Here is a 21,647-nt window from a genome sequence, read left to right on the forward strand (position 1 = left end):
CGGAGCGCTGACATGACTGACGTAGATCAGTTAAGTCGGCGCAGCTCAGCCACAATACTTTCGAGCATGTGGATTACTCCTGCTCCTATCGCCAACATCAACGTAGAGACCAGCGACATCCAAAAGTAGTACGGATCGACCATCAAGATAATGAAGCTGGCGATCCCACTGAGGGCGACGAGAACGAACATCAGTGTTGACCAGCCGCGGTTGGCGATCGTCTTGAACTTGATCGCCCTCGTTATAACGTACCCGTTCGGTGTCAACATGACACCGCCCGGCTGTGACGACGGCACTCCGTACACAGCGTGGGGGTCGTTCGGGAATGAGTCCGTCTGGGGTTGCTGAGGGTAGTACTGATTCGGCTGGCCCTGGGGATTCTGCTGGTTCCAGTTCTGGTGATGCCTCTGGGGGTTGTTCGACATGAAGCACCTTTCTGCGTTCCAATGGCACGGCGAACGCCAAGGAGAAGGCATCGCTCATCGAATCGTATCTGTAGTTTTGCGCTCCCAAAGCTCTACATGGTTACGACTGAGTCTCATATACTGCGGTGATGACGACCTGTGCCGCAGTGTGGTGTGACCGGGACGCGGTGGCGCGTGGTCTGTGCAAGCGTTGCTATGACCGGTACCGGCGCGGCATCAGCCCCATCTCTCCAACTAAGCGGCATGCGGTGGCCGAGGACAAGGCGCGCCTGCGTAACGAGATCACCCTACGACGTGAGGCCGGACAGAGCATCGCCGACATTGCAGCCGCCGTCGGAGTGAACACCTCAACTGCGAGTAGGTGGTTGCGCGAATGGGAGGTCGAAGTCGGCCGCCGCGAAGATTCGAGAGCTACAAACCTGTGGCAGCCATGGACGCGAGACGACATCGACTTCGCGGCGACGCGCACCGACCTCACGATCTCGGAACGGGCTGCGGCTCTAGGACGATCCGTGTCCAGCGTTGAGGAGTGCCTGCGGAAATACGGTAGATCGCCGCTCGCTCCAACTACTCAGAGGCACCAGCGAGGCACTTCACACTGAAGTTTCCGTACTCAGTGCGGTACCAGTGCAGCCCGTGTGCTTCGACGCTCGCGAACGGCGCTGGAAGCTTCAATCTCGCTTTCGCATCCCATCGGGCCCCGATCTTACGGACATACACGTCGAACGTTTGCCCCTCTGCCTGGGAGAAAAGATCATTGGAAAGCGTGAAGTTGTAGACGATTCGCCCATCTGTGCGCTGCCAGCCGTCAGCGGAACTGACTGCTTGGAAGAAGGTGTTCTTCGACCTACTGGCGACAATCAGTCGTAGGTTCTTGTTCTCAACGTTGTCGCCGTCGGCGAAGAGGATGCCGAGTTTCGTGGCGTTCCGTGAAGTGGTTATCGCAATCTCTCGAGTGCGCAGGTATTCCGGGTCCGAGAACGGTGCCGGGTTGTGGATTTTGACCGGCTCTTCTAGGGCCTTCTTCCACCGTTCGTAGCTTTGTTCGGGGAGGAAGTCCTTCGCTCGCTCGATTGCTGCCCGGCGCATTTCGAGCTTCTCGTTCGACGGCATTGCGAGGAATGCTTCAATCTGGGCGGCGAGTGCGTCGATGTCGTTCGCCGGCACGATGAACCCGTTGACTCCGTGAGTGATGATTTCGGCGGGCCCGTATTTGATGTCGTAGGTGATTGGAATGCAGCCGGCGGCCATTGATTCTAGGATCGCGAGTCCGAGTCCTTCGAACTTGCTTGTTAGGAGTGAGAAGGAGGCTGTGGCGAGGCGGTCGGTGACGTTGTTGACGTGGCCGAGCAGTTGGATGTCGTCAGCGTGGTCATGATCGTCGATGAGCTGTTGCAGCTGTGCTTGCTCTTCTCCTGTGCCGGCGATGTCGAGGGAGATGTCGGTTCGGGTCGTTTTGGCTTTCGCGACCGCATCGATGGCGTGGTCGATTTGTTTGAGGTCGACTAGGCGTGCGACGACGAGTCCTTTGGTTTCGTCGCGGTCTGTGTTGTCAGCGAGGCGTATGGCTTCGGGTGGCAGTTCGCTGGGAATAAGGCGCATGCGTTTGCGGCTGAGGCCGATCTTTGCCATGTCGTCGATCTGCTGTTGGGTCTGGACTGCGACGATGTCGAACTGTTCTTGCTCGCGGAAAGCTTCGACGCGGTTGGAGGTCAGTTGACCGTAGATCCCTTCCAGGGGGTGTTTCAGGTGTGAGACGTGCAGGAAATGTGCGAGCTTGAAGTTTCGGTCTGTGAGCTCATGGGCGATCGTTGCGATGGGGCCTGAGTCGACGATCAGCAGTGAGGGTTCTTTGTCGATGACGTATTGGATCCATGGGTTGTAGAGACTGCGTGCTCGGTCCCATTCGATGATGGGTTCGCCTGCGTTATTGTGGAGTATCACGCGGCGCTGATTTTTCACTTCGTTGATATCGGTGAAAAGTCGGGATCCATCGTCCCTGTAGTGCTCTTGGCGGATGACCTTTCCCGAGGCCCCAAGAAACCTGGTGTAATTCTTCGTGATTGTTTCTCTGGTTCCGTGTGCGTCCGGGATTTCTTCGGTGGGATTCTCTCCGGAAAAGGCATCCAGGAGTTGCGCGTCAGTCATTGGTCGCAGATCGTCCCAGAGGTTGCGGATGATCACTGATTCGTCGAGCAGGCCCGTTCCTACTAAACGGTCTCGTACTTCACCCACATCGAGCTGGTGGGCGAAAGTGAGGATCGTGGCGGACAGTGGGTTTCCGTGCCGGATGAAGCTGTTGGTGCGGCGCAGGACGGAGTTGGTCATGCCTCCGAAGTCTTCGAGTACGCCCCACAGGGTGCCGTAGAGGTGAACTCTGTCCGTGCGTGTATCCCGCGGGTGCAGGGATTGTGGCTGAGGGGTTTCGCGGACGACTGCACGTTTGATGCGGGAGAACGCCTTTGTGACTGAGCTCACTTCTCACTACTCCAATGCTTGTTTCGACACAATTCTTCCACTGTAGACATAGTTGGCACGGTGAAGAGGAACCGACACGATTTCGGTATGAATAGGAAACAGGCCCCCATCAAACTTGTGTGATGGGAGCCTATTTCAAGTTGTGTCAGTGCCGGGGCAGATATCCCGCCGCCGGCGGAGTGTTGTCCACCTCGGCGGCGGCGAGCGCCTCGTAGTCCTCTTCGATTGGTTCGTCAGCGTCGGTGAGCTCGTCGAGCGGGATGTCGTCGGTGTCGTCGGGTTCGATCTCTTCTGCATGGTCGGAGTCGGTTGATCGACTGACGATGGTGTTCGCGGCTGCGGTGAGTCCGAACGCGCCGCCGATGTAGAGGACGACGTTGGTGGTCACGGCGTGCCATTCGGGGACGTTGTCGGGCCCATAGGCGGTGGCGATTGCACCGAGGGCGACGCCGACGAGTGCGTAGGCGACGTAGACGGGTTTGCGGTACTTCGCTGGGATGATGTCGTTCAGGGTCATGGGTCAGCCTTTCAGGAACTTGGTCTGGATGCTGGTGATCTTCGCGGTGTTCGAGTCGGTCCACACTTGAACGCGGAGCCGGTTCGAGCGGCCGTTCTTGCCCTTGCCGGTTTTGCCGATCTGGGTGTGCGAGATGTAGGTGCCGCCGCCGGAACCGTGCTGCTCCTGCTTCGGGTAGTACCCGTTGTTCTTCGTCGTCGTCCCCTTCTTGTAGGAGGCGGTGATGAACCGGACCTGGATGGTCTCTTCCGGTTTCAGGCCGGTCACGGTGAGGTACACCTGGGCGAGGTAGGGGTTGCCGTCGCAGGTGAGGATCGACATGGACCCTTTGTCGATGAAGAGTGACTTCCATTTGCCGCGGGTGAGTGCTTGCAGGGCTTTGTAGATTTTGCCGCCTGAGTATTTGGTCATGCCGAGGATGCCTTCCTTCTTCGGTGCCGGTGCGGTGTCGCTTGGGGCGGCGCCGCCTTGTGCGAGTCGCACGATTTCGGGGATCTGGGAGATGCGGTTCTTGCCGGGGCAGACTTTCCCGGCGTATTTCGACCACTGGTAGCGGGTGCCGCGTAGCGAGTTGGGGAGTTCGTTTCCGGGGACTCCCATGGCGTGATAGCCGATGCCGCGGTCGCGGACGGTCTTCATCTGCTGGATGGGGATGTCGTGGGTCGTGCAGGCCCAGACGATGATCTTCACGATCGCGGCGATCTGAGCTGCGTTCCAATAGGGCACGTTGTCGCCGGCAGTGTTCCAGCGTCCGAAGGAGCCGCCGTAGTCGGCGGTCTCGATGCTGATGACGTGGCCGGATCCGAGGTAGTTCGCGTCGGCGGTGTACTTGGTGTCGACCCACTGGTAGATCTCACCGTTCTCGCCGACACCGAAGTGGGATTCAGTGCCGACGGTGCCGTCCTTCTGGAACATGCTGTCGGTGCCTGCGAGGCTTCCGACCATCGTATGGAGCGAGATTCCCTGGTAGGACTTCATCAGGCCCTGACGTGCCTGGTTTGCGAGGAGCTTGTTCACGGCTCCGGGCATCATGGCCATTACTGTCTCCTTGAATGAGGAGAACCCTTCACACGGAAGGGTTCTTGGGTTGATCGGGTGGTGGTGGGACGACGGGGAACTTCTCCTTGTCGTCCGGCGGTAGCCTTTGGTAGGCGTGCCATAGCCGCGGGTAGAAGCCGCGATACCACTGCAGTTCAGATTTCAGCTCCCGGATCTCCTGCAGCCGGGCCTCGGCGATCCCTCGCCATTGAGCAACAGCGGAATCTTCCTTGATGACTCGGCCCTGGATGAGGTCGTAGATGAACTTGCCGACTGCGCCGAGGAGGATTGCGACGCCACCGCCGAGGAAGAATTTGATGAGTTCTGCATCCATCCCTACCCCGCATCTACGATCTCGTTAATTGCTCTCTCATCTCGGCCGAGCCGCCACCATCTCTCGAAAGCCCACAGTCCGAACCCGAGGTAGACGAGGGTGCCGCCACCCCGCGTCCAGGTGATGGGGTCGGCGAACATGACCAGGGATTGGCCGGCGACGAGCATGGCTGCCGCGACGACGACGAAAAGCACGCCGAGGCGTTCCAGGTGCACAACTCGTGTGAACGTGCCGATCAGGGAGATGAGTCCACCGGCTGCGAACACCCATCCCCACATCACTGCGGGTGCTGGGGTGTCGAAGAAGTTCGTGGTGGTGTTCGGTGGGGCGAGGACATAGAAGGCCCCGGCAAGCGTGAACACGACCGACCCGATTGCTCTCAAGACTCGTGATGTTCTGTCCATGACCAGCTCCTCTTCCCGGTATTCACTCGGTGATTCCGTTGATTCCGGGCCCGTAATAGGCATGCCAGTGAACAGTGGTCGCCGAGGCTGACGTGCGGTTGATATAGGCGGTGAACCCCTGTGGAGTCTCGTTGCCAAACGAGGCACCCTTCACGATGCCGCCGGGTGAGGTTGTGCCGGGAGTGACTACGATGTCCGGCACCCCGGGAAATTCCCATTTGAACCGCACCGGAGTTGACGTAATCTCTCCGCTGCCACCGGGAACAATGACTTTCCCTGACTGAAAACTGGTAAGAGCTGCGCGCAGTGATTCTCCCGCCGGGTGCTCAGCCGCCGGCGGTGAAAACGAATACACCAGTGCCTGCCGATAACCGAACGACCCGACTGCCTTACCAAACAGCAGTGAGGGGGTCCCGCCCTGCCCGCGCCAGACAGTCACTCCCTCATTCTCGTTACGGCCACCGGGCCACGTAGACCCGGTACGGCCAACATCAGTGACGTCGATGACAATCTGATCGCCCGTTTCCCAATCGATGCGCGTAATCGTGCACGGGTTCCCCTGGTCAACATTGCCGCGGGACATATAGAGATGTCCGTCGATAGTGCAGTGCCCCTGATACGGTCCGTCGTCAGCCTCGGACCACGTGTACGGGCCGAGCATCGCCAGCGGGGTGTTGCGGTTCGCTTTATAGTCCGACAACCGATACAGCAGGTACTGCTCATTGGTGCCGCCCGGGGTGACTCTCAGGGCGATCCTGTCAGCAGCCTGGTCGATTTCGTAGTTGACGAGAAGATTATCGGACACGTCCATGACATCCAACACGGCGGGATCATTGCGTTTCACAGTCAGCCCAGGCTGGTACTTCGCCCGCACCATCCTGTTCGTATAGCCACTGCTCGTCGAATCGTAAGTCCACCGGAACCACAACCACACATTCTGCCCGTCACGTTCGATCGCGGTCGTCGACCCGTGTCCGCCCCCTTCGAACGTGCATTGGTCGATTGGTGTCCCAGCTGAGTCGTAATGGGTCACCACGAGGTTGGTAGTGCCACCGATCTGCCCGATCGCCTGGGAGGCATAGTAGTCCCCCGACAGTGGATCACGAGCAAACGACTGCACAACCCCTTGAGGATCGCCGCGCAGCTGCGTAACAAAAGTCGGTGACAGTTTCGTGATATCGAACCCGAGCTTCGCGTCCACCTCCGCGAACGCCAAATCCGCCTTCGTTCCAGCCTCCGTGGCGAGCGCTTCTGCTTTCTGTGCGGCTGTGACCGCTGCCTCAGACTTTCCGAGGGCCGTGTAGGCGGCGGAGAATGCTTCACGTGCGGGCACCGCCCATCGCATCCCGTATCCGGCGTCCAGGTAGAGGATCTGGTATTGGTCGGAGGCTTGGAAAGTGACTCGCCCCTCGTTATCGCCTTCGGCCTCAGAGGTGACGACGCCGGATAGGGGTTCGCCTGTGGTGTCGTAGAGTTCCGTGACCTGTTGGCCGCCGAGGGCGGCCGTGTACACCTTCATGGTGACGCCGCCGATGATGTTGCCCGCGGAGTCGGAGGTGACGTCGCTGGGGCCTCCGCCGAAAACGTTCAAGGCCATGCTTTTCCCCTTTTGTCAGTTGTTCCAGGTTGCGGAGAACCAGACGTTGTTTCCGTTCTGGATCGACGAGTTGGTGTGGAGGTCGTAGAGTTTGACGATTCCGTCGGTTTTCAGGGCTGCGGCTCCTGACGTGTAGTCGGCTTTGAGCGATCCCATGACGAGGAAGTCCGAGATTGTGGCGCTAATCTGTGCGGGGACTATGGCGATGTCGACGTCGGGGATGTTTCCTACTGAGCTGGCGTTGAGGTCTGAGCCTGTGCGGATGAGTTTGATTCTGACCTCAGTGGTGTAGGTGTTGCGGATCGCTTTCGCCGCGTCGAGTTCCCACCCTGACAGGGCGGTGAACCCAGTTCGGTATTCCTGTCGCTCGTACACCGTCCACCAGTCAGTGGGTGTGGGTCCGGTCTTGACCCAGATCTTCCGGGATTCCCCGGACACCACCATGGTGGATATAGGTGCGTCCGCGTACTTCGCATCCCGATCGGCTTCGTCGACGGCGGGCAGGACGAGGCGGGGGTCCATGGCCATGACGAGGCCCATCATGTCCGCTGCCGCGGCAGGCGCGTCGGGACCGGACGGGTAGGGAACATTTGCGAGTGGCGAGTTGGGCATGAGGTTCTCCTTATGTCTTGAATTTGATTCGAAGATTGCCGCTGCCTTCGGTAGCAATCATGTAATTCGACTTCCCCGTCCCCGCACCGATCCCGACCCCTCGGGAGGCACCGGATGCCAGCCGTGCTGCTTGTGAGGCGGGGATGGTGATCCATTTCGAGTCGCCCATGCCGAGGCCGGGCCCGTCCCACCGGTTCGTGAGCTTCGGGGTCTTCGACGGTGGGGATGTTTCATCGTGCAGGCCGAGGCGTGGCCGGACCTTGCCTGACACACCGTGGTATTTCGAGGTGCGAGCGACCCGGATTTGCATGCTATCCACGGTTTTGCCCTCGCAAGCTGCAGCGATCCGACTGCCGTAGAGGAACACCGAAGAATACGGATGCGGATAACTCGGCCACGCGCCCTGAGCAGGTCTCGACCCATCGCGTCGACCATCCCGGTATGCCGCCGTTGACGCCGGATCCAAGGTGACGGGTTTCGGTTTCGACTTCCGAGGCGGTTCACCCGGGCCCGGCGCCGGGCCTTCACCAATGAGCCCGTAGATCGCGCCGTCCTTCATAAACACCGAATTCACCTGCACGAAGTCACCAGCGGGGAGTCCGTCGCCGAAGGTGAGGTCGACGGGTTCGGGAATGTCGACTTCGACGGGCCCGCCGATCTTGTCCATGACCCGCCATCCGGCTGAGTGTTGAAGGACGAGGACCACATCTCCCTCGGCGCGAGGGTTGTACGCCTGGTTGGCGGCGACGTCGTTGATGATCGTCTCGCCCCATTGCAGATTGACCTTCCCGTCCTCGCGGACCGAGCTCACTTGCATGATCTGGAACGGGTTCATCTGCCGTTCGACCTCAGCCCGGACCAGGGCGGCGAGGTCGCTCTCAGCGTCACTCAAAATTGCCCTCCCCGTAGTCGTCGTTGTCGCCTTCGATGGTGATGCGCCCACCAGCGGGTGAGGTGGTGGAGCGGGTTTGCATGGACATGGTTCCTCCGGTCAGGGGGAAGGTGATGGAGTCGATGATGTGGTTCTCCACGGTTTCGTCAGGCATCGTCACGGAGATGACGTCGTCGGGTTCGAGCGCATAGTTCAACAGCGACGACACGGACACCTTCTGTTTCAGACCTAGGCGTGGGGCCAGGAGGCCGAGTGCGGTGGTTTGGCACTGTTGCAGGCTGGTGATGAGTTTCGACGTGTAGAACAGCGGCACCGCCCCGAACGGCCCCTTGTAATAGGTCGGCGAGACGGGGTCGTCGTCGGAGGCGACGGACGGGCCGATGGGTGGTTGCCCGTTCTCGGACGCTCCGGAGGCGACGATCTGGTTGTACACCCCGTCGCGGGACAGTGTTTGTTGCGGTTCGACGAGGGCACCACCCGGGCCGGCGGCCAGTTCCCACACTGTAGGGTCCTCGAGTGTGGGGACGGGAGCTGCGACGAAAGATCCGCGGGAGTCGCAGAACACTCGGCCGCCGAGGGACTTGGCAATGGAGGGGTCGCGGGAGCGGCCGTCGATGAGTCCCCACCGGTCTCGTTCTTCGACGAGCTGCGGAATGTTGGTGTCGCCGAGCCGCCAGGACATGCCGACCTCGGGTAGCACTTCCTTGATGAGGGTGGTGGCCCAGTATTGACCGGTGCCGATCGCCAGGGTGCGGGGTTGGTGGAACCGTTCATCCTGCACCTGCGCCTCAAGCGACAGTCCATCCACCTGTGCGCGTCCGGGTCGGAGACCAGCTTGGGAGACTTCTTCGACCCGGTACACACCCAACGGAACGGTCTCGATGGTGTGACGGTCGTAGTGCATGCGCATGAACACGCGAATCCGGGCACCGTATGGGGAGAGTGCTCGGCGGCCTATGTCTGCGCCGGAGATGATGAGGCCGCGGGCGGTCCATCGGACTTGCGAGGTGGAGGCGGCGGTAATGGACCCGTCGTGAAGGGTCAGATCTGACCAGGTGGTTCCGCGGTCGGGTGACCATTGCACGACGGGTTCATACCGAGCCAGGGAAAGTGCTTCGAGCCACCGATCGGAGACTGGGAACACGGGGGCCTCCTTATGGTTCGAGCAGCTTGTTGTATGACTCAACTGTGGCCGCGAGCTGGTCGTAGGTGGTCCAATCGCGAGCCACAGTGTCGTACGACAGTCCCGGGATCCGCAGTGGTGAGTCGGTGGTGTCGGGGCGGTCGATCTGGATGGCGTCCCATTGGTATCGGCGCCAGGGCCATCCGTCCCAGTGGACGTGTTCGAGGTCGAGTTTCCCGCGGATGAAGTAGAAGTCCGGCAGGCCTGCACAGGCGGGGAATTGTGCGAGGACTGGGCCTTCGTCCAACAGGGCCATGAGTTGTTCTTCGACGTCCTTCTCGCGCACGAGGGACCGCAACTGGGTGGTGAACCCTTCGAGGATGTCCCAGGTCGCGGCGGGGCGGGGTGCGCCGGCGATGCTGGTTGTGTCGACGCGGCCGTCGTAGGACAGGTCTGGTGGTTCGACTTTCAGCAGCATGGCTTTGTCGGGGTCGGTGACGGGTTTCAACCACGCCCACCCATCAGACAGGCCCGGGATGACTGCGCCCACGTATTCGGATGGTTCGCCTTCGGTGCCGTCGAAGCGGATGGGGACGGCTCGCCAGAGTGTGCCGCCGCCGAGTGTGGCTTCGTGGTCGTAGGCGTGCGCGTACCCTCCGGGCGCCCAGGCTGGGCTGCCGGAGCGGACGAGACTGCCGTCCTGCCGTTCGAACCGGACCTTGGCTGTGGTTGCTTCCTGCGCCGGTATTGCTGGAACCTCAGGAGTGAATTCTTCCGACGATGAACGTTGCGGTTGCCCAGTCCAACGGAGCTTCCTCCCACTCGCGGGAGAACTATCGCCGTCGAAATACGCGCCCGAAGTAGTGCCTTCTTCGATGGAGAGGCAATCCCACCACACCGGCTGCGTGGTTGAACCATTCGTGAGCCGGATCGCCCACCCCCGGCAATCTGCCGGCAGCGTGAACGTCACCTTCAGCCGAGTGGTTCCTGGTTCATTCGGTGCGGAAACTGAATCGACGAAATGTGCGTTCAGGCTTCCGTTTGCCCCGAAAGTGGTGATGTTGATCTGCCGGGCGTTGTTCCACAGCGCTCCCGTCTGCTTCGCGTCGAGGTGTATATCAGCGGCGACGGTGAACGTCTTGCCCGCATCACTCTGCCGTTCCCCGAGCTCTTCACGAGTGACAGTGGCCAGGGTGTAGTTCGCCGTTGCTGAGGCCACGCCGATCTTCAGAGCGGTTTGCCCTCGCGAGGACCAGTCCCTCGACACGGAAACGTCAGCACCGGCGATCCCGGTGATCTGGCCGGAATCAAACATTCGGTCCATGTAGGAGAATGAAGGATTCCTGGCCAGATTCCGGCGATGCAACACTTCCGGCTTGCCGGGAACGCTGGGCTTCGAATCATCAAAATCAGCCCGCAACAGCACCCCAGCATGGGCAGGGTCGATTATCGCCGTGATCCGACCATCTGGTGACACCACAGGGTCCACCTCCGGCGGCCAAGCAAACCCCGGATCAACAACAATCGGCATCAGTGAGCCCTCCCAGCACCAACAGCAACCTGGCCTATCTGCTTCTTCATATACGCATCCATCTGAGTGCCGTCCCGCATCACGAGCTGCAGCGGCACACCATCAAACGCGGTCGCGATCTGCTCCGGAGTCACCTGCATCCCCTTCACCGCAGACGCAATCGACGACGACAAAGTTGCCGCATCGAATGCAGGTGCAGTGTTCGGAATGTAAGTGCGGTTCGCGGCCATGAACTTCATCGAATCCGCGGTCGACATGACCTGTTCGCCGCCCTGGAAGTTCACGAGTTCAGGGCCTTCCTCACCGACGACAGCCAGACCGCGCTTGGCGCGTTCCGTGCCGCCCTCATACCAGTTGGAACGCTGGTGATGAGCACGAGCCGCAGCTGGGTTCCCGTATGTGGATTTGATGTAGTTCAGACCCCACCGGGCCTGACCCTCCACCGTGTCCTCAACCGGGCCATGCAGAGAAGTCATCTTCTGGAACAGGCCTCGGGCCGACGATGACGGGTTGGCTGCGTTCGGATTCCACGAGGACTCCTTGTTCACCAACCAGTCAATGTCGCCCCAGTACTTGCCCCAACCCATCTGCTCCGCGATCTTGCGGACAGCAGCCTTCACTGCGGGGTCGCCGGCAGTGGTTCCGGAGATGGCAGTGGTTTTGCCGTACTCCTTCGCCTTACCGACCAGTCCCTCGGAAACCTGGGACATGATGCCCTTGCCGAGTTGCCCAGCAATCCCATCCGGGAGTTGCTTGGCGTGCTTGGCGTAGATCTGCTGGGTCAGCTTCTCGGCCGCCTTGGCGTAGGAAGCCTGCAAGTCGGAACCGGCAGTCACGCCAGCACGGTCCAAGAACGGGTGCGACATTTCCCCACCCATGCCCGGCAGACCGCCGGCCATAGCGTCCGACAGGGCTTGCCGTGCGGCGATGTGGACGTGGTTGAAGTGCATGCCGCGGACGGCACCGGTGTAGTAGTGGTTCGAACCGTTCTTGATCTGCTTCCCGTTCGCGGGCGAATAGATCAGTTCGGCAAGGTTCGCACCGTACTTATTGCGCCAGAAGTTGAAAATGTCCATCGACGGGGACACGTCGATCGCCATACCCCTGGAGTGGTACGAAGCGTTGCCCGACACTGTGCGGGAACCACCACGGTAAGCGGACGTGAGGCGAGCATTCGGGAACTGGTCCCTCGTGATCGCCCAAAGGTTCCGCCACACACCAGCATCCGCGAACGCATTCACGCCCGGAACGCGACCGAACACGCCACCAGTAGCGAACGCCTGCGACTGAGCATGCAGAAGGTCATCCAAACGACCCTGACGTGCAGCATCGTTTTGAGCCTTCACCCCAGCCTCGCCGCCCATGGCGCGAGTCCACTCGGGGCGCATGATTGCTTCCCCACCCGACAAATGCAGATTCCCTGCAGTCGGCGAGTAGAACTGGTGAACGTCCCGACCGGGCGTATACCCGGGCATGACACCACCAGAAGCGAACTTCAATGCGGCCGGGGCGGAGAGCTTCACGCCCACATCCCCGAACGCCTTATTCACACTGGCAGTGAACGAGGACAGGACACCGATGAGAGCATTCAGCCGGCCACCCAGTTCGGGTTTCGCCGCCGCCATCTCACCGTCAATGCCCTCACGGATGGCTTCCATGTTCTTGTTCGACGTGGACAGCAACGACTCGAACCCGGTCTTGTTCAACGACTTCAGGTTCGCGAGACGCGTCGAGTAGTCGCCGTGCAGTCCCGACATGGTGGTGTCAGTGTTGGTGCGCATGGTCGAAAACTTCGAACCGGTCGTGTTCTTCAACGCTTCGAAATCAGTCTCGGACCTGGTTTTCATCTGCGACTGCTTGTCGATGAGCATGAGCCGCATGAGTTCCTGCTGCTCAGTCGACACCGACAGTTGCCCAGCCTGCTTGGCCGCAACGGTGGCCCGCATAGCTTCCTGCTGAGTCTGCGTGTCCAACAGCATCGCTGCGTTCTGCGTCTGCGTGTTCGTGAGCATGCCCAACTGGTTTTCCTGCGTGGACAGGAGCATCCCCGCCTGCGCAGTCTGAATGTTCGCCAGCATTCCAGCGAACCCCTCAGACACGGACAGGTTCATCTGCTCCATCGCATCCAACGTGGTCGCAGACATGTCCTGCATTGCAAGACCCGCCGCACCTTCATCGTCAGCAACAACAGGAGTCACACCCACATCCATGGACATGGCACCCACAGACGGGACGGCAGCAGCACCCAGCATGGCGGCCGCGGACTGAACATCCGAAACACCGCCAAGCATGCCCTGCACGAGCCCCTCAGCAGTGAACTCACCAATCTCACCAGTCACACGCGACGGCGAATGGATACCCAGAACCTGCTTGAACGTCGACTCCATCGCCTTCGCAAGATTCGCGATCGCGGCTTCAACGTTCTTCTGCTTGCCCTGCAGACCCTTCACCACACCGTCAGCGGCATTGACTCCACCCTTGTAGAAGCCCTCCGTGACGAACTGGCCAGCCTGGTTCGCGTACTTGTCGAACTCAGCCCACGACGACACCAACTGGTTCCGCTCCCCCAAAGGAGCGTTCAGCAGAGCATCCGCGGCACTATTGCCGCCCTCGATACCCTGCGACGCAACCTCCTGCAGGAGAGCACCAGGGATGCCCATCTTCGCAAGCTTGCCCAGCTTCCCGACAAGCTCCTTCAGACGAGCGGTCTTCCCAGTCATCGACGACAGAGACGACACCTGTTTGAAGTTCCCGTCGCCAGTCGAAACCACCGAAGTGGACACGTCGAGGTCACGGTCGTTCAACAGGCCAGACGCGACCGAGTCCTTGATGCCCTTCAGCTCGGTCGCCTTGTCCTGCGCCTTCTTCAGCCGGTTGTCGATCCGCTCAGCCTGCGCGTACAGGCTGCGGAGGTTCGCTTCGAACTTCCGAGCCGACGAATTCGCACGTGACCGCGAACCACGAGACAAGTCCTGATTCGAACCCAAGTCGTACAGGCGGTCGACGGCCGAGTAGCCGCCAGACAGTCCACCGGTCACCTGGTCGCGAATGTTGCCGCGGCGAAGATCCACACGCAGATCCGTGCGGAGGTCGTTCACACGGGCCTTGCGTTCACGCTCCTCCTTGGCGCGGTCGGCTGCGATCTTTGCGGCCTTCTCGTCGGCCTTCTGCTTCTCCTTGGCCGCCTTGAGAGATTTCTTCGCAGATTCGAGTTCATCCTCGGCAATGCGGATGCGGCGATCAGCCTGGGCTTTCGCCTTCTTCGACTTCGCGTCCTGCTTTTCCCGACGGGCTGCACGGAGGCGATCCTGTGCCGCATCGACCGACTTTTCAGCCGAGGCAATACCACCCTTCGCCATTGGCATGGCGCCGGGCATGCGGGAGATCGCTTCCATCATGATCTTCCACGACCGCCGGGAACCGTCGAGTGGGATGAACGCCTCGTCGACGTCCATGCGGTCACCGACGATGCGCCAGGTGTTGGGCTTGACCATCTCGGCGATGTTGTTATGGACTCCACCTGCGGCCATCGGCATCAGATCGATGCCGCCGAAGTACTTGAACTTCTGGACCGACTTGTTCTTGGGGTCAGACGAGTAAACGGTCTCGTCGCCCTCTTTGCGGATATGAACCTCATTGACCCGGACCCAAACGGTCTTGTCTTTGATCGAGTCCATCCACTGCTTCGTCTTCTTCAGCTTCGCAGTGGCGTCGCCCGTGTTGACCTTGACATCGGTTTCGATCTCGTCCGGGGTCTTAAGAAGCTGGTCAACGTACGCCTTGGCCTTCTTCTCCGAACCGAAGAATGCGGTGGCAACACGCACCATTTCGTCGCGTTGCTTCTTGTGCTTCTTCGTGACCTCTTCGACCGACTGGCCCTCTTCGATGTTTGATGCCGTGGAGTCGTTGATGTTGCGAATCTGGGCATCCAGCATCTCGTTGTTCTTGCGACCGGACTCGGTGGTGTCATCGAGAGAGGTCTTCCCCGACTTGATTGCCTCGTTGAGGTCATCCCAGCCGGCCTCGACGGCACGCGTGGCCGCTCGTGCATCAAGCGTTTCTGACCCGAACCCGCGGATCTCATCGGCGAGCGAGGCGATCTTCTCCTCGGTCGTCTGAGCGCTCACGCCCAGTGCTTTGAGGTCTTCTTCGTTGCCGTTGGCCGCGGCTCCGGCCTCGATCATCGCCGGGGTGATTTCACCGTAGGCAATCTTCAGAAGGACGGCTTCCTTCTCCTGCTCGGACATGGAGTTAGTGAGGAAGCCGGACGATTCCGCAATGGTCTCAAGTTGCTTCCTGTATTCCGGGAACTCGGAGAAAGTCTCTTGGAGCGAGACGCCAGCAGCGCGACCGTCATACATGACTGCTTTGAATCCAGCCTGAGCCGCTTCGAGTGACCCTCCGGATGCAAGATCGGTGACGGCGGTGTCCAGTTCCCTGAACGCTGCTTCCGCCTTGTCCGCACCCGACTCGACGCCAGGAATCCATCCGAGAGCGGTGTTGATCTTGTCAGAGAAAGTCGAGTTGTAAAGCCGGTTGAACGCGCCAGTCAGGTCGTCAACGGCAGTGAACGTCTTGCCGGTCTTCTCGCCGACCTTTGAAACGTCTTCCATTTCGCGGTTGACGCCCTTGAGGATCTCCTCAGCGTTGCCGCCCGACATGACGATCGCTTCCATGAAGTTCGACGAAGACGTGGTGCGCTCGGTCGCCTTCAGTGCCTCGGACGCCGCCACAGCCGCCGTAGCGACAGCGGCAATGACGCCTGCGGCAATGCCGGCAGATTTTCCGAACTTCCCCATCTTCGTGGTCAGGTCGGGGAACTGTGTGCGCAGGGTGTTGAATCCTTCGATGATGTCGAACACCCGTGGCGCGAGCAGCAGGAAGCCTCCCACGGCGAGTGATGCCGCGCCGCCGATAGCGCCGAGGCCGGCGCCCACTTCGAGCACCGGTTTCGGGAGCTTGCCAATCCACTCAGCAAATTCAGCGACAGCCTTGGATCCTTCAGCAACAACAGGCAGAAAGGTGCCACCGATGGTGATGGCGGAATCCTTGATCGAGTTTCCGGCCATACGGATCTTCGACTCGGCTGTGTCGTACCGTTTGTTCGCCTCGATCATGAGAGCGATGCCGTTGGCGTACTCTTCGTTGCCGGATGCCAGTGCATCCTTGAGGACATCAGAAGCGTTCGATAGGCGCAGCAGTGCATCAGACTCACGAATGCCGGTGATGCCGAGGTCCTTGAGGGCGCCATTGACGTTCTGACCAGCCGCCTGAGCGTCACCCAGACCAGCAATGAAGGTGGACAGTGCGCCCGCGGCGTCGTCCTTCCATGCCGCAGAGAACTCCTTAGAGGACATGCCTGCGACCTCGGCGAACCCGGCCATAGCGTCGCCGCCCTCGGAGACGGAGTTCCCCATCTTCTTCATGACCATGGAGATGGCCGTGCCACCAGCTTCAGCGTCAATGCCCACCGAAGACAGAGCGGCGGCGAGACCGAGAACGTCGCCCTCGGACATGTTCGCCTGCTTGCCTGCGCCGGCGATCCTCATCGCCATTTCCATGATCTCGGACTCGGTGGTAGCGAAGTTGTTGCCGAGACCGACGATCGCGGCACCAAGGCGGCCAATGTCCTTCTGATTGGTTCCCATGATGTTCGAGAACCGGGCCAGTGAGGTTGCGGCTTCTTCGGCGGAAAGATTCGTCGACTCGCCCATGTCGATCATGGTCTTGGTGAACGACACGACATTGCCGGTCTCGATGCCGAGCTGACCGGCAGCTTCCGCAACAGCCGCGATTTCTTCGTGAGTAGCGGGGAGTTCTCGGGCGAGTCCTCGCAGACCTGCCTCAACCTCAGCCAACTGTTTCGGAGATCCATCGACCGTCTTGAGCACGCCAGTCCAAGCCGACTGCCAGGACATGGCCGCCTTCGTGGCGAGGCCCATTGCGCCAACGACAATGCCACCGAAGGTGGCCATCGCGCCGCCGATCTCACTAATCTCGCTTCGGTACTGGCCGATCTTCTGTATGGCCTTGCCTGCGCCAGTTTGAGACTTATCCCAGGCGGTCTCGGTCTTGTTTGCGGCATCTACTGCCGCTTTGCCCGCAGCCGCCATGTCGGCCTTGAATTGATTGACCTTCACCGAAAGGAGGGCTGACACATTACGAACTTCTGCCATGACAGTGGCCTCCTATATACTTCTGGTACTACAGAGGGGATAAGAAAATGACGACCGCTATTGCAGGCAAAAGCAGCGACGCGACATATCGGAAGCTCAAGAAGGCATCCGCAATTCTTCTGCTCATTGGTGTGGTCGCCATGGCTGTGGGTGTCGTCGCCTACGTCGTCCAGGTCGGCGCAGTGCAGTCAGGAATGGGCGGAGAGGGTGCGATGCTGTTCGCCACCTACGGGATGCTCTTCGGCCTATTCGGTGGCTTTCTAGTGCTGTTCGCGTCACTCGTTGTGCGAATCGTCGCCGCTATCAAGCGTTAGTCACTCATCCACGACGACATAGGTCTTTGTGCCCGGCTCAAGGTTCTTCGACTTCTCTGACTGCTGGAACTCTTCGAGTTCGGCGCACGCCATGCATCTCGTGTCGCGGATGTCGTAATCGTGCGGGTGCTCGCCAGACGACAGGGACATCGGTTGCCCGCATCCATTGCAGAGATCCGCCTCATAGAGGGTGAGAGCAAGGGCGAATGCGCGGTCCCTCATGGTCCACTTCTTCCCGGGCTTCCGGGCTCCGCGCAGCACAGACACGGGCTCCCCCCATGCCCGTGCCGTGCGCGTCTCCGTGAGACTGCTTAGTCCTCGGCCCTCGGCCCAGGCTTCAGCGATTTTGGGACGAACGAACCCGGATCGGTGGAAGTCAGATCGTAGAACGCGTCGCGCAGGTTCTTTACCTGCGGTTCGCCGATCTTGTTCGACACTTTCCGCATCTGATCTGGGGTGAACACCTGCGCACCGTCTTCGTTCACGATCGCGGCAGAGAGCACGTAATGCCCCGTCTCGTCTTGGATGATCGCGCTGGACGCATTTGAGGCGGCGCGCCGGACCGCTTCGCGAATGTCGTTCTTGTCGCCGATCTCGGCACGACGGCACTCTTCTCGGGCATATCCAGCGGCCTCCTTGGCTGCCTGGTCTGCCTTCTCTGCACACGCCTTCCGGGCCGCTTTCGCCAGCTCTTCGACCTCTTCGGGGTCTATGGCGCGGACGATGAACTCGACCGCCGAATTCTCGAGTTCGGCCTGCAGTTCGGCCTGCTTCTCAAGCAGCTCCGCCTTCTCTGCTCCGGCCGTGAGATCCTGCTCTTCACCGTCATCGGTGAACAGTGCCAGGTCTGCCTCGACCGCCTGCAATTCGCCGGCGAGATCGGCTCGCTGGAAGATGGTCACTTTGGTCTGGGCCGTGCGGATGCCAGCGATGAATGCATCGGGATCAAACTGAGTTGTCATTTCTTCCTCCATGTGAAAGTTGTGGGGTCTCCATGAGGGGCGGTGGGCCCGTGGGCAGGCCATGGAGGAACCTGCCCACGGGGGTATTTCGGGCACAAAAAATGCACCGGCAATGCGGTGCAATCTGTGCGTCAGGATGGATCAGGGCGTGGTTGCAGCGACCTCACAGTTGGGCCACGCATCCTGGTAGGCGCCAACGATTCGCTTCTTGATGTAGCCGGTGCGGTCGACCTGCTGCGGGTTGTCTGTGAGGAACTCGAAGCCCTCGCACTCATCTTCAGCTGCCCACGGGTCAGTGGACTTCTTCGAGGTCTCGCGCTGGTAGATCCAGAGGCGGGTTCCCTTGACCTTGGTGGCCTGGAAAACGGCGTCTCCGACTTCGGCCTCTTCGGTCGGTTCGGGCTGGCCCATGTCGGTGAAGTACCGGAACGGGGTGAACTCGATGGTTGCGTTCGATGGCCCGAAGGCGACCGCTGCGCCTTCGACGCACAGTTCCTTCTCGTCGACCGTCTCGGACGCAGCGAACGCCACGTTGTAGTCGGACGAGCTGATGCGGCACGACGCATCGATGCCGGCGTTGAGCTCGGCGAGGGTAGGAGCCTTCGGATCGGCGGGCTTGGTGGACAGAAGAGCGACCTTGGTGTGGCCGTCGGCGAGGGACTTAGGCATCTTCAGCCTTCCTTTCAGTGTTCTCGGATGAGATGAAGTCGGGAAGTTTGGGCTTCTCGACGGGCTTGGGCCGGTCGGCCTTCGCCTGGGGTGTGACAGCCAGGTGCGGGAAGATGGTCAGGTGCGCACGGGGAACCCGGCCCACCTTCTTCCCGGTTCGGGTGTCGTAGGCGGTGACGAACTGGTCTTCGTCATAGATGTGAGCCACGTGGGCCTCCTCTTGTGTGCGGACATGACAAAGGCCCCGGTTTCCCGAGGCCTACGGATAGAATCCCCTCAACAGGAGTAGTTGGGAGGTGAAATGAAAATCGAGTGGAATGACGATGGGATGGACAAGCTCAGCAAGGAAGTTGAGAAGCAGTTCAAAACCGCTGTCGAGGGATTCAACCGATCAGGCTCGCAGTCGGCCAGTGACCTGCAAAAGCACATGAAGAAGAACGGCTTCGACATAACGCTGGCAAAAGCGAGAAGCCTGCTGAAGTAGTCACAAACTCCGGCCAGATAATTGCTATCCGCCTGGCCGGAGTCCGCTACTCATGGTTGCTGGAACGAAAACGACAACGGCAGGTAGTACCTGACGGGACTCACTTGACCGTCGTGCTGGATGGGTATGTGTGGTTCGGCATGCCGGTACTCTCCCCCGCCGGGCGCCGGTATCCGATTAAGTGTGCGGATGACCTGTTGGGCGAGGTTGCGGACCGTGCCGACTGTCGCGCCAGCGACGGTGACGGTGAGCGCCCCAGCGGACTCCTGTGCGGAGTAGTCGAGGGGCTGCTCGTAGTGCTCCCGGAGGGGTTGCGTCCACACGGCCAGATAGGGCTTGATGATGCCGCCTGCACTGGTGGGCACGGATTCGGGAACCATTCCGTCATACACGCCCACGCCGACAGTTTTGAGTCGGTCGAGCGTCCACGTGGTGATGGTGATGATGTCCAGGGCACTCACCCCTTCCATGTACCGTCGAGCATGTTGCCGAGAGCTTTCTCAAACCCAGGTATCCGGCGGTCGAACGCCGGGCCAAGGTAAGGCTGCGGGGCCATCCGGCTCGTGCCCCATTCGACGAACCCTGCGTAGCTCGTGGTGGGTCCGATTTCGGCACCGGTCTCCCCGCTCGTGTCGAACAGGTCGTGTCCGATGGAGCTGCGGAGGTTTCCGGTGTCGACAGGGGCGAATTTCTTCGCGTCCGCGGTGATATCGGCTGCGGTCTTCGCGACTACTTCCCGAGCACCACGCTGGGCGTTCATCCCCGCCTTGGTGAGGTCGTGGCCAAGCGATCGGAGTTCGCTTGCGTCGAACGCTTTGCCGGTCACGCTGCGGCCTTTCTGCTTGCGTATCTAGCAACGCGCTCACGAATGCAAGTGCGACAATCTCGCTGACCGCCGTGTTTTCTCGCAGGCCGAATGTAGGTGTTCTCCGGCGTATACTCGTGCCCGTTCTTGCAGTGAGTCTTGATCGCACTCCGCTGGTTGGCCGAGTTATCGGGCAAGGATAAGAGGCGCAAGTGGCCAGGGTTGACGCAGGCCGGGTTGAAACAGAGATGATCTACCGTCATGTCATCGGGGATTTCCCCGACATGCTGTTCATATGACCAGCGGTGGGCGTAGTACCCACGCTTCCCTGCGAATGTCAGTCGACCGTAGCCGCTTCGATCCAAATAAAGGATCCACTCCCAGCAGCCCGTCTCTGCATTGACGATCCATTTCGGGGTGGTAATCATCAAGCAGCCCTCACTTCCTGTCCGTTGACGTCCTGGCACAGGTAGTCGCGTGTCCAGTTCGTGGTCCCTGATTCAGCCACGAGCACTTGGAATTCCCGCCCGTTCAGGTCCGGGTCGTCCGGGTTGTCGAGCACTTTGATCGTGGTTCCGTAGTGGAGCCATTTCGCGGCGATCGGTACCGAGATTCGGTGGGTGGCAATCACTTCGAGACCATCGGCGACCAGGACTGGTCGGGACGATTGGGTGAGGAACTGCACCGAGCACGGCGCGGACTCCCAGACAGGCATGACTTCCGGTTCCTGTGGTGCGGGCCAGTCAGGAATACCGCCGAGCGTGTACGCGGTGCATTCGCCGGTGAGGAACCCGTACGCAGTGGGACGGTGATGCTCAGACCACCCCGGAGGGATGACCTTGAGGCGGCCGCGGGCGATGCGAGTCATAACCGCACCTCCTCACCCTCTTGCGCGGATCCGCCGTCGAGGTTGAAGGCCACGAAGAACGGTTCATCGTCCTCAGCGTCTTCCTCTTCCTTGGCCCGGGCCCGGAGTGCTACCGCGTGTTTGCGGAGCGCATCCGCGACAGCCGGCCCGTCCGATGAGCGGTCCTGAGTGGTGATCTTCTTCGACAGGAGTGCTTCGTCCGTGGCGATCGCATCCAGGGCGTCCGCAGCCGCCCGCAACACTGAGTCACGGGCAATGGTGAGGAAACCTTTGATCTGATCGTTGTCGAAGTCGCGGTCATCCGCATTGGTGTCGCCGATGATGAGCCGCACCTGACTCACTGGATCGTTGTAATCAACCATTACAACTCCCTTGGTTGTGCCGTTCCCCGCCCCGCTGCATGGTGGTCACAGTGGGG

The 21,647-nt window shown here is 60.4% G+C and carries 24 protein-coding genes; 3 read left to right on the top strand and 21 right to left on the bottom strand.

The window, feature by feature from the left end; translation table 11 throughout:
• Positions 1 to 26 precede the first annotated feature (26 nt).
• Entirely contained in the window at positions 27 to 425 is a 399-nt protein-coding gene (locus tag GUY30_RS12190; RefSeq protein WP_167197886.1) for a hypothetical protein, read from the bottom strand.
• Positions 426 to 553: 128 nt separating this feature from the next.
• Between GUY30_RS12190 and GUY30_RS18210 the strand changes: the two genes are divergently transcribed.
• Positions 554 to 1,027, top strand: a complete 474-nt coding sequence (locus GUY30_RS18210) for a helix-turn-helix domain-containing protein (RefSeq protein WP_167197889.1) — start codon at positions 554 to 556, stop codon at positions 1,025 to 1,027.
• Here the strand turns inward: GUY30_RS18210 and GUY30_RS12200 are convergent.
• The 11 genes from GUY30_RS12200 to GUY30_RS12250 form a co-directional block, all read right to left on the bottom strand.
• The gene (locus GUY30_RS12200; protein WP_167197892.1) at positions 993 to 2,753 is read right to left on the bottom strand and encodes a glycosyltransferase; all 1,761 of its coding nucleotides are present in this window, start codon (positions 2,751 to 2,753) and stop codon (positions 993 to 995) included. The genes GUY30_RS18210 and GUY30_RS12200 overlap by 35 nt on opposite strands.
• Before the next feature lie 295 nt (positions 2,754 to 3,048).
• Positions 3,049 to 3,420 (bottom strand): hypothetical protein, encoded by a 372-nt coding sequence (locus GUY30_RS12205; protein ID WP_167197895.1) that lies wholly within the window; start codon positions 3,418 to 3,420, stop codon positions 3,049 to 3,051.
• 3 nt (positions 3,421 to 3,423) lie between these two features.
• Entirely contained in the window at positions 3,424 to 4,458 is a 1,035-nt protein-coding gene (locus GUY30_RS17785) for a peptidoglycan recognition protein family protein (RefSeq protein WP_208091408.1), read from the bottom strand.
• Between the two features lie 28 nt (positions 4,459 to 4,486).
• Positions 4,487 to 4,792, bottom strand: a complete 306-nt coding sequence (locus GUY30_RS12215; protein WP_167197898.1) for a hypothetical protein — start codon at positions 4,790 to 4,792, stop codon at positions 4,487 to 4,489.
• A 2-nt stretch (positions 4,793 to 4,794) separates the two neighbouring features.
• Positions 4,795 to 5,196 carry a hypothetical protein gene (locus GUY30_RS12220; protein WP_167197901.1) on the bottom strand — a complete coding sequence of 134 codons (402 nt, stop codon included), beginning with the start codon at positions 5,194 to 5,196 and terminating at the stop codon, positions 4,795 to 4,797.
• 22 nt (positions 5,197 to 5,218) lie between these two features.
• Complete coding sequence (locus GUY30_RS12225) at positions 5,219 to 6,793, bottom strand: phage baseplate protein (RefSeq protein ID WP_167197904.1); 1,575 nt, start codon at positions 6,791 to 6,793, stop codon at positions 5,219 to 5,221.
• A 15-nt stretch (positions 6,794 to 6,808) separates the two neighbouring features.
• Complete coding sequence (locus GUY30_RS12230) at positions 6,809 to 7,405, bottom strand: hypothetical protein (RefSeq protein WP_167197907.1); 597 nt, start codon at positions 7,403 to 7,405, stop codon at positions 6,809 to 6,811.
• Positions 7,406 to 7,415: 10 nt separating this feature from the next.
• Positions 7,416 to 8,297 carry a hypothetical protein gene (locus GUY30_RS12235; RefSeq protein WP_167197910.1) on the bottom strand — a complete coding sequence of 294 codons (882 nt, stop codon included), beginning with the start codon at positions 8,295 to 8,297 and terminating at the stop codon, positions 7,416 to 7,418.
• A complete protein-coding gene (locus tag GUY30_RS12240) occupies positions 8,290 to 9,441 on the bottom strand; it encodes a DUF5047 domain-containing protein (protein WP_167197913.1) in 1,152 nt (383 codons plus the stop codon). Before GUY30_RS12240 ends, GUY30_RS12235 begins: the two co-directional genes overlap by 8 nt.
• 10 nt (positions 9,442 to 9,451) lie before the next feature.
• Positions 9,452 to 10,639 (bottom strand): hypothetical protein, encoded by a 1,188-nt coding sequence (locus GUY30_RS12245; protein ID WP_167197916.1) that lies wholly within the window; start codon positions 10,637 to 10,639, stop codon positions 9,452 to 9,454.
• Between the two features lie 311 nt (positions 10,640 to 10,950).
• Positions 10,951 to 17,127 (bottom strand): phage tail tape measure protein, encoded by a 6,177-nt coding sequence (locus tag GUY30_RS12250; RefSeq protein WP_167197919.1) that lies wholly within the window; start codon positions 17,125 to 17,127, stop codon positions 10,951 to 10,953.
• A 47-nt stretch (positions 17,128 to 17,174) separates the two neighbouring features.
• On the opposite strand from GUY30_RS12250, the gene GUY30_RS12255 reads away from it, so the two are divergent.
• A complete protein-coding gene (locus GUY30_RS12255) occupies positions 17,175 to 17,441 on the top strand; it encodes a hypothetical protein (RefSeq protein ID WP_167197922.1) in 267 nt (88 codons plus the stop codon).
• On the opposite strand, the gene GUY30_RS12260 is transcribed toward GUY30_RS12255, so the two are convergent.
• From GUY30_RS12260 to GUY30_RS12275, 4 genes are all read right to left on the bottom strand, one after another.
• A complete protein-coding gene (locus GUY30_RS12260; RefSeq protein ID WP_167197925.1) occupies positions 17,442 to 17,663 on the bottom strand; it encodes a hypothetical protein in 222 nt (73 codons plus the stop codon).
• An 89-nt stretch (positions 17,664 to 17,752) separates the two neighbouring features.
• The gene (locus GUY30_RS12265; RefSeq protein ID WP_167197930.1) at positions 17,753 to 18,415 is read right to left on the bottom strand and encodes a deoxyribodipyrimidine photo-lyase; all 663 of its coding nucleotides are present in this window, start codon (positions 18,413 to 18,415) and stop codon (positions 17,753 to 17,755) included.
• Positions 18,416 to 18,544: 129 nt separating this feature from the next.
• On the bottom strand, positions 18,545 to 19,072 hold the full coding sequence (locus GUY30_RS12270) for a phage tail tube protein (protein ID WP_167197933.1): 528 nt from the start codon (positions 19,070 to 19,072) through the stop codon (positions 18,545 to 18,547).
• Entirely contained in the window at positions 19,065 to 19,280 is a 216-nt protein-coding gene (locus tag GUY30_RS12275) for a hypothetical protein (protein ID WP_167197936.1), read from the bottom strand. Before GUY30_RS12275 ends, GUY30_RS12270 begins: the two co-directional genes overlap by 8 nt.
• A 93-nt stretch (positions 19,281 to 19,373) precedes the next feature.
• Here GUY30_RS12275 and GUY30_RS12280 point away from each other — a divergent pair, with 93 nt between their 5' ends.
• Entirely contained in the window at positions 19,374 to 19,556 is a 183-nt protein-coding gene (locus GUY30_RS12280; RefSeq protein WP_167197939.1) for a hypothetical protein, read from the top strand.
• Between the two features lie 50 nt (positions 19,557 to 19,606).
• Here the strand turns inward: GUY30_RS12280 and GUY30_RS12285 are convergent, their stop codons facing one another.
• From GUY30_RS12285 to GUY30_RS12305, 5 genes are read right to left on the bottom strand one after another with little or no spacing between them, the layout of a single operon-like run.
• On the bottom strand, positions 19,607 to 20,017 hold the full coding sequence (locus GUY30_RS12285) for a hypothetical protein (protein ID WP_167197942.1): 411 nt from the start codon (positions 20,015 to 20,017) through the stop codon (positions 19,607 to 19,609).
• Positions 20,014 to 20,382 carry an HK97-gp10 family putative phage morphogenesis protein gene (locus tag GUY30_RS12290; protein ID WP_228281313.1) on the bottom strand — a complete coding sequence of 123 codons (369 nt, stop codon included), beginning with the start codon at positions 20,380 to 20,382 and terminating at the stop codon, positions 20,014 to 20,016. The genes GUY30_RS12285 and GUY30_RS12290 overlap by 4 nt, the downstream gene beginning before the upstream one ends.
• Positions 20,379 to 20,789: an HNH endonuclease signature motif containing protein gene (locus GUY30_RS18215; protein ID WP_167197946.1), complete on the bottom strand. Its 411-nt coding sequence runs from the start codon at positions 20,787 to 20,789 to the stop codon at positions 20,379 to 20,381. The genes GUY30_RS12290 and GUY30_RS18215 overlap by 4 nt, the downstream gene beginning before the upstream one ends.
• A complete protein-coding gene (locus GUY30_RS12300) occupies positions 20,789 to 21,229 on the bottom strand; it encodes a DUF6093 family protein (RefSeq protein ID WP_167197948.1) in 441 nt (146 codons plus the stop codon). The genes GUY30_RS18215 and GUY30_RS12300 overlap by 1 nt, the downstream gene beginning before the upstream one ends.
• Positions 21,226 to 21,591: a hypothetical protein gene (locus GUY30_RS12305; RefSeq protein ID WP_167197950.1), complete on the bottom strand. Its 366-nt coding sequence runs from the start codon at positions 21,589 to 21,591 to the stop codon at positions 21,226 to 21,228. The genes GUY30_RS12300 and GUY30_RS12305 overlap by 4 nt, the downstream gene beginning before the upstream one ends.
• Positions 21,592 to 21,647: the final 56 nt, after the last annotated feature.

Origin of the sequence: Brevibacterium pigmentatum, from assembly GCF_011617465.1 — a bacterium.
Classification (GTDB): domain Bacteria; phylum Actinomycetota; class Actinomycetes; order Actinomycetales; family Brevibacteriaceae; genus Brevibacterium; species Brevibacterium pigmentatum.